Origin of the sequence: Dermacoccus sp. GAS27A (assembly GCF_044909235.1) — a bacterium.
GTDB classification, from domain to species: Bacteria; Actinomycetota; Actinomycetes; order Actinomycetales; family Dermatophilaceae; genus Dermacoccus; species Dermacoccus nishinomiyaensis.
The window spans coordinates 260,438-272,471 of sequence record NZ_JBIYDW010000001.1; the positions used below are offsets into that span (position 1 = coordinate 260,438).

The window sequence follows — 12,034 nt, forward strand, 5'->3', positions numbered from 1 at the left end:
GTCGCCATGTCCACGCCAGGCTCCGGCCCTCGAGACGACGACGCCGACGACACGACGCCGTACTGGGCGCGCGGTTCGTACGCTCCGAATTGGCGCGCCGGACGACCCGCCGCGGACGATGACACCCGCGGGTGGGACGAGACGACCGCGCGCGGTGACGCCCGCGAGCTGGACGAGACGCGCGAGCTCGCACGCGCGGCTGCATCGAATCGAGGCGACGAGACAGACGGCCCGGCGCCTGACGCCACCCAGGGCACGGCCGGAACGTCCGCATCCGACAACGCCCGACGCATGGCCGGTGGTGCACTCGCCGCGGGGCGCCTCGCCGGCCAGGGCGTGCGTGGTGCTGCTCGCCTGAGCGCGGGGGCGACGAAGGCGTCCCTGCGCGCCGCCCGGCGCGCGAGCAACGCCCAGGGCGCCGGCGAGAGCGGCCTGGGGCGCCTCATGGAGGTGCACGCGCTGTCGAACGCGGGGGACGCCGCCGTCACCGTCGGACTCGCCGGGACGCTGTTCATCTCCGCGCAGCCGGGGGAGGCGAAGAGCCACGTCGTGCTCTTCCTCGTGCTCACGATGCTGCCGTTCGCCATCGTCGCGCCCCTCGTCGGGCCGCTGCTCGACCGCTATCGTCACGGCCGTCGGTGGGCGATGGGTGCGACGTTCGCGCTGCGCGGCTTCCTGTGCTGGGTGCTCGCCGACGCGATCGAACGCGACTCCGTCTGGCAGTTCCCCGCGGCGCTCGCCATCCTCGTCGCGAGCAAGGCCTACATCGTCACCCGATCATCGGCGACGCCGCGTTTGCTGCCCGACGGGATGACCCTCGTGCGCGCCAACAGCCGCATGAGCCTCGCGGGCGTCACGGGCGCGACGATCGGTGGCCCGCTCGCCGGTGGCGCGGCCGCGCTGTTCGGGGCGACGTGGGCGTTCCGCGCCGCGTTCCTGCTGTTCGTGTTCGGCACCATCCTCGCAATCCTGCTGCCGGCGAACATCGACTCCGACCGCCACGACGGTTCACTGCGTGCCCCGAAGCTGACGATGCCGCCCGCCGTCGTCGCTGCGCTGCGCACGAACACCGGGCTGCGCTGGGTCAGCGGCTTCCTCACGATGTTCATGGCGTTCCTCATGAAGACCCATCCGCTGCCCGGGTGGGAGGACAAGGTGACGACGCTGCTCGCCATCGTCGTCGGCGCCGCCGCCATCGGCAACGCGCTCGGTTCCGTTGCCGGAGCTGTCGTGCGCGCGCTCGCGCCGCGCGTCGTCATCCTCGCGTGCCTGCTCGCGGACACCGCGGCCGTCGTCGTCGCCGCGGTGCACTTCGATCTCATGACGGCCGTCATCGTCGGGCTCGTCGCCGGCCTCGGGCAGGCGCTCGGCAAACTGGCGCTCGACACGCTGATCCAGGATCATCTCGCCGAGGCCGTGCGCACCAGCGCCTTCGCGCGATCGGAGACGGTGCTGCAGCTCGCGTGGGTGCTCGGCGGCATCTTCGCCTGCATCATCCCGACCGACGCGACGATCGGCATGTACGCCGCCGCGGTCGTGCTGCTGACGTGGACCGCACTCGTCGTCGCATGGAACGCAGGGCGCGGTCCGCGCCTCACTTCTTGGGGCCGCGGCCCCCGAACATGATGTCGTCCCAGCTCGGCACGCTCGGACGCGAGCTCTTGCGGCTCTGACTCGCGCGCGGCGGCACCGCGGGCGAGGCGCCCTTCGAGGTGCCCTTCGACGACGCGTCCCTCGACGTGGTGTCGTTCTTCGTCGGCGCAGCTTCGCGGGTGTCGGTGCCGGAGGTCTCCTCGTCGGCCGCCGACGCGCTCTTCTCGACATCGTCGGAAGACTCGTTCTCGGCCTGTGCCGCTACCTCCTCGTCGAATACCGCGGACGAGTCGGTCGCGACGTCATCGAACTCGTGTTCGCCGTCGTGCTCCGCGCCGATGGCATCGTCGTCGTAGACGTCGCCACCGTCGTGGTGGCCGGGCAGTTCGCCGAAGAGCGACTCGTCGTGCTCGTCGTCGTCATCGCGCAGTGCGCCACGCACAGATGCCTGTTCGACGCGGGCGCGCGGGCGGCGCGACTTGCGACGACGGGAGCCGCGCGCGGCCTTGCCGGACGCCTCGTCGACGTCTTCATGGCGCGACGTCTCGCTGTTCGTGTCGTCACTCTGCGCGCCGGCGTGCGAGTCGTCGTCGCTCGCGCCGGTCACGCCCCGAGCGTCGGCACCAGAACCCGCGGCACTCGTCGTCACCGCATCGCTCGTGACGGCGTCGCCGTCACGACCCGACGAATCACGTTCGCCCCCAGCGGTATTCACGGGCGCCTCACGCGACTCCTCGCCGGATTCGGTGAGTTCTTCGGGACGCGGGTGAGAGGGCAGCGGCGGGGGAGTCGTGCCCACGTCGATGCGCTCGGTGCGTTCGGTCGGTGCCATCGACGCCGGCAACTGGGTGGCCCGTGACGTCGCCGACGTCGTGCCCGCGCCGCCGCTCGAACGCTGCGACGACGAGCGGCCACGGCCGCGGCTGGCCTGACGTGCACGCATCGACGCGGTGAGGTCACCGGCGCCGGCGCGCGGGTCGGAGGGTGACAGGCGCGCACCGAGGTGCGGGTCCTGGGCATCGGCGAGGCCACCTTCGGCCTCGACGTCGTAGACGGGCGCGTCACGGTGCGTGCGGGCGCCGCCCTTGCGGGCGGCGGCCTTCTGACGCTCCGGCGAGTCCTCGTCGGCCGCGGCGATCTCGTCGCCGCCGAGCCAGCGGGCCTCGTCGTCGACGGTGCGCAGAGCGCGGTTGACCGGGTCGAACAGCCACGTCGCCTCGCGCTGACGGCCGCCTGCGGGGAAACGCACGATGACGGTCCAGTGCGTGTCGTCGTTCTTCCAGCTGTCCCACACGACGCGCTCGGCCTCGACGCCGCGTTCGGCGAGACGGCGGTCAGCGCGCTCGCGCAGCGTCGTCGTCTCACCGCGACCGAACAGTTGCACCCTCTGGGCAAGTTCGGAAACGTAGTCGCGCTCGGCGCGGATCGGGCCCTCGTAGCGCTGCACCTTCTCGAGCGACCAGCCGGCGCGCTCGGCGATCTCCTCGAGCGGCACGCCGCCGCGAATGAGGCCCTGCACGTCGCGCGGACGCAGCGGGTTCTCCTGCTTGGCCTGGCGGTCGGCGCTGGCCGGCTCACGACGATCGCGCCGGATCGTCGTGCGCAACTCGTCGGTGATGGCGAGGGTGAAGCGCCCGCCGTCACCGTCGGCGAGCAGGAGGTTCGCCCCGTCTTCCGCGACCCCCACCAAACGCAATTCCTGCACGACGAACTCCATCCGTAACCAGACCTTGGGCGTTACCCTGCCATGCTCCCACGAACGATTCCGGGAGGCCGCCCCGCCCGCGGTAGCGTGTCGCCTGCCATGGTGCTCACGCAAAGCCACTCGTTGCAGCTCGTCCTCGACCTCGTCGGCGTCTTCGTCTTCGCCCTGTCGGGCGGGCTCGTCGGGGTGCGCAAACGCCTCGACGTACTCGGCGTCATCGTCCTCGCCGGCATGTCAGGCCTCGGCGGCGGGGTGCTGCGCGACCTGCTCATCGGCCAGACGCCGCCCGTCGGCGTCAGCGACTGGCGCCTCATGGGCGTCTGCGTGCTCGCCGGCATCTGTGCGTTCGTCCTGCACCCCGAGGTGAGCCGCATCGCGCGCCTCGTGCGCATCCTCGACGCCGCGGGCCTCGCCCTGTTCTGCGTCGCCGGATCGATCAAGGCGCTGTCGTACGGGATGGGTGCGACGACGTCGATCTTCGTCGGCGTGCTGACGGCCGTCGGCGGCGGTCTCATGCGTGACGTCATCGTCGGCCAGGTCCCCGAGGTGCTGCGCCGCGAGTTGTACGCGGTGCCGGCGCTGCTCGGTTCGTCCCTCGTCGTCGTGGCCCACGAGAGCCACCACTACAGCGTGCCCGTACTGTGGTGCTGCGTCGTCATCGTCTTCGTGCTGCGCATCGTGGCCGTCATCCTCGACCTCAACGCGCCGCAGCCCCTTCGAACAGGAGATCGCCCATGACCGAAGCGAACGCCCTCGAGCCCTACGACGCGGTGCTGCTCGCCTCGTTCGGCGGCCCCGAGAAGGCCGACGAGATCATGCCGTTCCTGCGCCGCGTGACGGCCGGGCGCGGCATCCCCGACGAGCGGCTCGCCGACGTCGCGCACCACTACGAGATCATGGGTGGGCGCAGCCCCATCAACGATCAGAACCGTGCCCTCATCGCGGCGCTGCGCGCCGAGTTCGAGCGTCGCGGCATCACGACGCCGATCGTGTGGGGCAACCGCAACTCCGAACCGTTCCTCGCCGACACGCTGCGCGAGGCGTACGCCGACGGCGCGCGCCGCGTCGTCACGCTGACGACGAGCGCCTACTCCTCCTACAGTTCGTGCCGTCAGTACCGCGAGGATCTCGCGGCGGCCTCGCACGAGCTGTCCGAGGACGGAAGCGTCCCCGAGGGCGCCTTGAGCATCGACAAGGTGCGTCAGTTCGCGACGCACCCGAGCTTCGCGCGCACCAACACGCGCCTCGTGACGGACGCCCTGCGTGAGTTCGCGGGCGTTCCCGACGAGCAGGTGCAGGTCGTGTTCGTCACCCACTCGATACCGCTCGCGATGGACGACACCTCCGGCCCCGGTGACGGCGACGGAAACCTGTACTGGCAGCAGCACGACGAGCTGGGCGCGGCGATCCTCTCGGAGGCCAACGCGACGCTGTCACGCGAGCTTGAAGGTGCGCTCGTGTACTGCTCGCGTTCGGGCCCGCCGTCGCAGCCGTGGCTCGAACCGGACATCAACGACCACCTCGAGAACCTCGCCGAGCGCGGTGTGACGCACGTCGTGGTCGCGCCGATCGGGTTCATCTCCGACCACATGGAGGTCGCGTTCGACCTCGACACCGAGGCCGCCGAGACCGCCGAGCGCCTGGGGCTGACGATGCGTCGCGTGCCGACGGTCGGCGTCGACCCCGAGTTCGTCCATGGCCTCGTCGACCTGCTCGAGGAACGCGCCGCGGAGACACGCGGCGAATCGCCCGAGCACCCCGCGTGGCCCGGCGAGGCGCGACCCAGCGTCTGCGAACCCGGCTGCTGCCCCAACCTGCGTGCCGCGAAGCCCGCGCTGTGCGGCCGGGACTGACGCGGTGAGCGAACAGGCCGGCGGGCACGGCCTCGGCGCGCTGACGCACCTCGTGCCGGATGACACGACGGTGCGCGTGTTGCGCGATCTCGCGTTCGACCTCGCGCGCGAGGCGGGCGAGCTCATCGTCGACGAACGCCCCGACGCGCTCGGCGTCGCCGACACGAAGTCGAGCGAGGTCGACGTCGTCACCGTCATGGACCGCCGCAGTGAAGAACTGCTGCGCGCGCGCATCGCCGCGGCGCGCCCCGACGACGCCATCCTCGGTGAGGAAGACGGAGCGAGCGCCGGCACGTCCGGGCTGACGTGGGTCATCGACCCGATCGACGGCACCGTCAACTACCTCTACGGCCACCCGTTCTACGCCGTCTCCGTCGCCGTGTGCGTCGGCGACACCGCCCGCGAGGGCGCGTGGCTGCCGGTCGCGGGCGCCGTCGCGGTGCCGGAGCTGGATCGCACGTACGTAGCGGGCCACGGTCAGGGCGCCGAGGTCGTCGACCGGGCGGGACGGCGACGCCCACTCGCCGTCAGCGGGTGCAAGCGGCTCGAGCTTGCACTCGTCGGCACAGGGTTCGGCTACGAGGCCGACAAACGCCGCGCGCAGGGGCAGATGCTCGCATCGTTGCTGCCGCAGGTGCGTGACGTGCGTCGCGCCGGCGCGGCCGCCATCGACCTGTGCTTCGTCGCGGAGGGCATTCTCGACGCGTACTACGAGTCGGGGATCAACGCCTGGGATCAGGCCGCCGGCCAGGTCATCGCAACCGAGGCGGGCGCTCTCATGAGCGGCATGCCCGGGCTACCCGCGGGTAAGACCATGGCCGTCGCGTCGACCCCGAAGATTCACGAGGCGCTTCGCGGTTGCCTTTTCCCCGCGGCGCGTTAGTATGCGGGCACAAAATGGCTCAGCCGCGCGTTACAGCGGGGAATCAAGTGATGGGGGCGCTTCGCCCACCCTCACGCACGCAGCGAAGAAAGAACACTGATGGCAACTGATTACGATGCCCCCCGCAAGAACGACGACGACGTCAACGAGGATTCGATCGAGGAGCTGAAGTCCCGGCGCACCGACAAGTCGTCCGGCAGCGTCGACGTCGACGAGACCGAGCACGCCGAAGGCTTCGAGCTGCCGGGAGCCGACCTGTCCGGCGAAGAGCTTTCCGTCCGCGTCCTGCCGCGTCAGGCCGACGAGTTCACCTGCAGCAAGTGCTTCCTCGTCCACCACCGCAGCCAGCTCGCCGAGGAAGACAGCGGCCTGCCGGTCTGTAGCGACTGCGCCTGAGGATGAGTGCCGCCGAAGCCCTGCACGTCGAGGTGCTCCAGCTCGACGCCGGTCTCGAGCCGCTCGCGTACGCCTACGACGGCGATGCGGGCGCGGACCTGCGTGCCCGCATCGGCCTGACGCTCGCGCCCGGCCACCGTGCGCTCGTCCCGACGGGCGTCGCGCTCGCACTGCCGCCTGGCTGGGCCGGTTTCGTGCACCCCCGCTCGGGGCTCGCGGCGCGCCACGGCATCACGGTGCTCAACGCACCGGGCGTCGTCGACTCGGGGTATCGCGGCGAGATCCAGGTCAGCCTCATCAACACCGACGCGCGCGAGCCCCTCACGATCTCACGCGGCGATCGCATCGCCCAGCTCGTCATCCAGCGCGTCGAGCACGTGGTGTTCGAGCACGTGGAATCGCTGACGAGTACGCAACGCGGTGAATCCGGCCACGGCTCCAGCGGTGGTTTCGACACGGGGCGCGCGCCCCAGCGAGAGGGAAAGTGAACATGGCCGTTTTCGGACGACGCAAGAAGGGCGCCGACGCGGCGAAGGACGCTGCGACGAGCGAAGAGGTCGAACCGACCACGCCCGCTGACGACGCTTCCACGGACGTTGATGACCTCGACGATTTCGACCTCGACGAGCCGAGCGCCGAGGACGACGAGGCTGCGCGCCGACGCCGTTCGAAGCTGCGTCCGCGGGAGGAGGTCGACCTGAGCGACGGCCCCTACGACTCCGCCTCGGCCCCGACGCGCGATGAGATGGACTTCGGTTCGCTGCGCCTCGTGCCGACCGCGGACATCGAGCTGCGTCTCGACGTCGACGAGACGTCTCAGACCCTCACGGGCCTGACGGCCGTCTTCGGCGAGGCCGGCACGTCTGCGGTGCAGTTGCAGGTGTTCGCCGCGCCCAAGACGACGGGCGTCTGGTACGGCATCCGGCGCGAGATCGCCGAGGCGATCGTCGCCGGCGGAGGCACGGCCGAGGAGGTCGACGGGCCGCTCGGCACGGAACTGCGCGTGCGGATGCCCAGCCAGGGACCCGACGGACGCACGACGTTCTCGCCGGCTCGGTTCGTCGGCGTCGACGGCCCGCGCTGGTTCCTGCGCGCCGTCCTCTCCGGTGACGCAGCCATTGACGACGAGGCCGCAGCCCGCGCGATGGAGTTCGTCCGCACCGTGGTCGTGCACCGTGGTTCCGACCCGCGCGCCCCGCGCGAACTGCTCGAACTGGCGTTGCCGCCCGAGCTCATGGCGCAGGCTCAGGCGAGCGCGCAGGAGCACGAGCAGCACACCGACGCCCCCACCGTCGGCCCCCTCGAGCGCGGCCCGGAGATCACGGAGACCCGCTGATGCGTCCGTGGCTCGCGCGTCGCGTCGCGCCCACCGGGTTGCGACGCCGCGTCGAGCGTCGGCGAGGCTCGCACCGCCTCGACTCGCCACCGGAACGCGAACCGGCGTCGATGCCGGGCCTCGCGCCGGTGCGCACACCGCGCGTCGTCGAGGGCGTCATCGCCTCCGTCGACGAGCGAGCCGCGGACGGTCACGTGCCCGCCGTCGTCGCCCAGATCCGTGAGGCGGACGGCGACGAGGTCGCGCTCGTGTGGTTGGGGCGACGCCACATCGGCGGTATCGAGCCCGGTGTCGCCGTGCGGGCGCGCGGTCTCGCCGCGACGCACCGCACCCGGCCTGCCATCTTCAACCCCGCGTACGAACTGGTGCCGAGCCCACGCACCGAGGAGCAGCCGTGAACGCACCGAACACCGTCGAGGCCGTCATCCGCGAGCGGTTGTCAACCGCGATGGGCGGCTGGCGCGGTTCCTGTGAGGCCGCGCTGCCGACCGTCGCCTTCGTCATCGTGTGGACGGCGACGAAGAACCTCAACGCCGCGTTGCTGGCCGCCGGCGCCGTTCTCGTCCTCGCCGCGCTGCTGCGTCTCGTGCAGCGTCAGACGCTGAGGTTCGTGCTCATGGCGGCGTTCGCGACGGCCCTCGCGGCGTTCCTCGCGAAGCGCTCCGGGCAGGCCTCCGACGTGTTCCTGCCTGGGCTCATCCAGGGCGGCGTCATGCTCGCGATCAGCGTGCTGTCGATCGCCGTGCGCTGGCCGCTCGTGGGCTTCATCGTCGCGGGCGGCGACCCGAACCTCAAGGACGACCCGACGGCATGGCAGCGCAGCCACTCGATGGTGCGCGTCTGCACGCGCCTGACGTGGGTGTTCGCCGCGCTGTTCGCCATCCGTCTCGCCGTCATGGTGCCGCTGTACCTCGCCGACGACGTCACCGCGCTCGGCGTCTGCAAGATCGTGCTCGGATGGCCGCTGTACCTCGCGGCGCTCGGGCTCATGGTGCTGCTGCTCGTCAAGGGTGAGACGCCGCTCGAGTCGCACGACCCGCTGCTGCATGACGACCCCGAGGGCCACGAGCGCCTTGAACACGCCGAGCACGTCGAAGACATCGCCCGTGAGGAGAACCTCGGGCGCGGGAGGAACATCCGGCCCGCCGAGGTCGACGAGGGTCGCTGACGAACGTCGCTGCCGCGAGCCCAGAGCGGCCTCAGGCCTGCGGGCCGGAGTGCACCGTCGAGATCTCCTCGGGGCGCCGGCCCGTCAGCGTCGCCGCGAGCTCGCGCTCGGCCGACGGGGTCGCGAGGAACAGCAGTTCGTCGAGGGCATGCAGGGTGTCGTGGGGGCTCGGTGCGATGGGCAGCTGGTCGCGGATGATGCCGACGAGCACGCAGTCGGCGGGCAGGTGCACCTCGTCGACGCGGCTGCCGACGAACGGCGCGTGAGCGGGCAGCGTCAGCTCGACCATCGTCGCCTTGCCCTGCTGGAACTCGAACAGGCGCACGAGGTCACCGACGCTGACGGCCTCCTCGACGAGCGCCGTCATGAGCCGCGGTGTCGAGACGGCGACGTCGACGCCCCAGCCGTCGTCGAACATCCACTCGTTCTTCGGGTTGTTGACGCGTGCGACGGTGCGCGGCACGCCGAATTCGGTCTTGGCGAGCAGAGAGACGACGAGATTGACCTTGTCGTCACCGGTCGCGCAGACGACGACGTCGGCTGCCTCGAGCTGGGCCTCGTGCAGCGTCGCGACCTCGCACGCGTCGGCGAGCAGCCAGGTGGCCTCCGGAATCGACTGCACGCGGGACTCGCGAGCGTACTTGTCGATGAGTAGCACCTGGTGGTCGTTGAGCAGTAGTTCGCGGGCGATGGAACGTCCGACGCTGCCTGCTCCGACGAGGACGACGCGCATGCTGGGCCTTTCGGTTCGGATCGGACGGGCGGCGTGTCGACTCAGGGCCGGCGGGTCGCCGGGTTCGACGCTTCTGCGTGTCCGGACGACGCAGGCCGCACACCCGTGATGCTCGACGGCGGTGCCGCGAGCACGGCCTCGACACGCTCGACGTCGCGGGTGGCGAGGACGAGATGCACGGTGTCGCCGTCCTGATGCACGAGATCCTCGCGTGGCAACAGCGCCGTGCCGGTGCGCGCGACGTACGCGACGCGCGTGCCCGTCGCGGCTTCGAGGTCGCGGTAACGGGTGCCGATCCACGCGGCGTCCACGGGCATGTCGACGATGCTGACGCTGCCCGTACGGTCCTGGTGGACCGTGACGGCCTGCTGCGGTACGAGCCGCCGCATCACCTGGTCGGCGGCCCAGCGCACCGTCGCGACGGTGGGGATGCCGAGGCGCTCGTAGATCTCGGCGCGGCCCGGGTCGTAGATACGGGCGACGACGTGGTCGACGCCGTACGTCTCGCGCGCGACGCGTGCGGCGAGGATGTTCGAGTTGTCGCCGCTGGACACGGCGGCGAACGCATACGCCTGCTCGATGCCCGCGGCGACGAGGGTGTCGCGGTCGAAACCGATACCGACGACACGCCTGCCCTCGAACGAGCTCGGCAGGCGACGGAACGCCGCCTCGTCGCGGTCGACGACGGCGACGGAGTGGCCGGCGTCCTGGAGGTTGCGCGCGAGGTAGGAGCCGACGCGACCGCAACCCATGATGACGTAGTGCACGCTTCGACCTTATCGAAGCCGTGTCCATCCGAGCCAAGCCCACCTTCGTTGCGTTTCGCGGCGACGACAGGAACCCTGGGGCGTATGGCAACCTCTCGCACCGCACCCGGGCGCCGCAGCGCGCAGAACCGTCGACGCACCCGCAAGGGCACTGCGATGGAGGGGCAGCTCCTCGAGCTCGACGTCGAGAACGTCGCGCACGGTGGTCACTGCGTCGCGCGTCACGACGGGCGCGTCGTGTTCGTGCGGCACGCGCTGCCGGGGGAGCGCGTCGTCGCGCGCATCACGGACGGCACGAGCGAGTCCAAGTTCCTGCGCGCCGACGCCATCGAGATCCTCAGCGCCTCACCGGATCGGGTGACGCCGCCGTGCCCGTTCTCCGGGCCGGGCCTGTGTGGGGGCTGCGACTGGCAGCACGCCAGTCTCGACGCGCAGCGCCGCCTCAAGGCCGATGTCGTGCGCGAACAGCTCGCCCGCATCGCGAAGCTCGATGTCGACGCACGCTTCCCCGACTTCACCGTCGAGGCCCTGCACGGTGACGGCCCGATAGCCGAAGGTCTGCGCTGGCGCACCCGCCTCGAACTCGCCGTCGACGGTGGCGTGGCCGGACTGCGTGAGCACCGCTCGCACCGCCTCGTCGAGATCGACGACTGCCTCATCGCCGATGCCGGGTTCACACCCGCCCTGCACGAACGCTTCGACGCCGGCGTCACCGGGTTCGACCTGGTGCGCCCGAGTGTCGGCGACGACATCATCGGCATCGAACTGCCTCAGCCGAAGGGTGAGACGACGCCGACCGTCCGCGAGGTCGTCGAATCGGCGCATGGCAGTGCGGAGTTCGACGTCAGTGCCCGCGGTTTCTGGCAGGTCCACCCGGGCGCCGCGGCGACGTTCCTCGACGCCGTCATCGACGAGACCGACCCGCAGCCGGGGGAGAGCGCCCTCGATCTGTACTGCGGTGTCGGCCTGTTCACGCGGGCGCTCGCCGACCTCGTCGGGCCTGACGGGCGCGTCGTCGGTGTCGAAGCCGACGCGGACGCAGTCGACCACGCGCGCACCAACATGGGCGGTGCGCGCCACGTCGACCTCGTCACCTCACCCGTGGAGAAGGCGCGCCTGCCGCTGGAGCGTGCCGACGTCGTCGTCCTCGACCCGCCGCGCGCCGGTGCCGGACGCGATGTCGTGGCGACGATCGTCGGCCTCGCACCGCGCGTCGTCACGTACGTGGCGTGCGACCCGGCGGCACTCGCGCGCGACCTCGGCTACTTCGCGTCGCACGGGTACGAGCTGACGAACCTGCGCGGCTTCGACGCGTTCCCGATGACGCAGCACGTCGAGTGCATCGCGACGCTGCGTCCGCGGGGTTGATCGTCAACCGTTCTTCGGCGCGCACGCAGTGAGCAGGAACAGGCGCGACCAAGTGTGCGCACGGGCAGACAGGCGCGTCGGATCGGCCTACGATCGATCGTGAGAGCGGCGTCACGACGGGGCTGTCGAAGTTAGGCATGCCTTTGCTGAGGCCCGTTCCCGGCGTGTGATTTGATTATCTTGACGTCAAGATAAATGACGCGGGACGCGTGCCCGAGGGGTGCGTGCCCAG

General features: G+C 70.9%; 13 protein-coding genes. 10 read left to right on the forward strand and 3 right to left on the reverse strand.

Translation table 11 applies throughout. From position 1 onward, the window contains the following. Positions 1 to 6: 6 nt before the first annotated feature. On the forward strand, positions 7 to 1,626 hold the full coding sequence (locus ABH936_RS01095) for an MFS transporter (protein ID WP_006946905.1): 1,620 nt from the start codon (positions 7 to 9) through the stop codon (positions 1,624 to 1,626). Here the strand turns inward: ABH936_RS01095 and sepH are convergent. Continuing rightward, positions 1,595 to 3,310 (reverse strand): septation protein SepH, encoded by a 1,716-nt coding sequence (gene sepH / locus ABH936_RS01100; RefSeq protein WP_074039177.1) that lies wholly within the window; start codon positions 3,308 to 3,310, stop codon positions 1,595 to 1,597. The two genes, ABH936_RS01095 and sepH, sit on opposite strands and share 32 nt — an antisense overlap. Positions 3,311 to 3,397: 87 nt before the next feature. Between sepH and ABH936_RS01105 the strand changes: the two genes are divergently transcribed. The 8 genes from ABH936_RS01105 to ABH936_RS01140 all read left to right on the forward strand — a co-directional run bounded on the left by ABH936_RS01105 (position 3,398) and on the right by ABH936_RS01140 (position 8,934). Continuing rightward, the gene (locus tag ABH936_RS01105) at positions 3,398 to 4,036 is read left to right on the forward strand and encodes a trimeric intracellular cation channel family protein (RefSeq protein ID WP_006945303.1); all 639 of its coding nucleotides are present in this window, start codon (positions 3,398 to 3,400) and stop codon (positions 4,034 to 4,036) included. Continuing rightward, positions 4,033 to 5,151 carry a ferrochelatase gene (locus tag ABH936_RS01110; protein ID WP_404602174.1) on the forward strand — a complete coding sequence of 373 codons (1,119 nt, stop codon included), beginning with the start codon at positions 4,033 to 4,035 and terminating at the stop codon, positions 5,149 to 5,151. Before ABH936_RS01105 ends, ABH936_RS01110 begins: the two co-directional genes overlap by 4 nt. Positions 5,152 to 5,155: 4 nt before the next feature. Then, positions 5,156 to 6,034, forward strand: a complete 879-nt coding sequence (locus tag ABH936_RS01115) for an inositol monophosphatase family protein (protein ID WP_404602176.1) — start codon at positions 5,156 to 5,158, stop codon at positions 6,032 to 6,034. Positions 6,035 to 6,133: 99 nt separating this feature from the next. After that, positions 6,134 to 6,430, forward strand: a complete 297-nt coding sequence (locus ABH936_RS01120; RefSeq protein WP_404602178.1) for a DUF4193 domain-containing protein — start codon at positions 6,134 to 6,136, stop codon at positions 6,428 to 6,430. Between the two features lie 2 nt (positions 6,431 to 6,432). Next, positions 6,433 to 6,918, forward strand: a complete 486-nt coding sequence (dut, locus tag ABH936_RS01125; protein ID WP_404602180.1) for a dUTP diphosphatase — start codon at positions 6,433 to 6,435, stop codon at positions 6,916 to 6,918. Between the two features lie 2 nt (positions 6,919 to 6,920). Next, the gene (locus tag ABH936_RS01130) at positions 6,921 to 7,766 is read left to right on the forward strand and encodes a DUF3710 domain-containing protein (protein WP_404602182.1); all 846 of its coding nucleotides are present in this window, start codon (positions 6,921 to 6,923) and stop codon (positions 7,764 to 7,766) included. Then, positions 7,766 to 8,164: a hypothetical protein gene (locus tag ABH936_RS01135; RefSeq protein ID WP_404602184.1), complete on the forward strand. Its 399-nt coding sequence runs from the start codon at positions 7,766 to 7,768 to the stop codon at positions 8,162 to 8,164. The genes ABH936_RS01130 and ABH936_RS01135 overlap by 1 nt, the downstream gene beginning before the upstream one ends. Further along, the gene (locus ABH936_RS01140; RefSeq protein WP_074039183.1) at positions 8,161 to 8,934 is read left to right on the forward strand and encodes a DUF3159 domain-containing protein; all 774 of its coding nucleotides are present in this window, start codon (positions 8,161 to 8,163) and stop codon (positions 8,932 to 8,934) included. Before ABH936_RS01135 ends, ABH936_RS01140 begins: the two co-directional genes overlap by 4 nt. A gap of 31 nt (positions 8,935 to 8,965) precedes the next feature. Here the strand turns inward: ABH936_RS01140 and ABH936_RS01145 are convergent, their stop codons facing one another. Both ABH936_RS01145 and ABH936_RS01150 read right to left on the reverse strand, forming a co-directional pair. Continuing rightward, entirely contained in the window at positions 8,966 to 9,667 is a 702-nt protein-coding gene (locus tag ABH936_RS01145; RefSeq protein ID WP_241724634.1) for a TrkA family potassium uptake protein, read from the reverse strand. A 41-nt stretch (positions 9,668 to 9,708) separates the two neighbouring features. Then, a complete protein-coding gene (locus ABH936_RS01150) occupies positions 9,709 to 10,434 on the reverse strand; it encodes a potassium channel family protein (protein WP_404602187.1) in 726 nt (241 codons plus the stop codon). Positions 10,435 to 10,518: 84 nt separating this feature from the next. Between ABH936_RS01150 and ABH936_RS01155 the strand changes: the two genes are divergently transcribed. After that, positions 10,519 to 11,802: a class I SAM-dependent RNA methyltransferase gene (locus ABH936_RS01155; protein WP_404602189.1), complete on the forward strand. Its 1,284-nt coding sequence runs from the start codon at positions 10,519 to 10,521 to the stop codon at positions 11,800 to 11,802. The last annotated feature ends 232 nt before the right edge of the window (positions 11,803 to 12,034 follow it).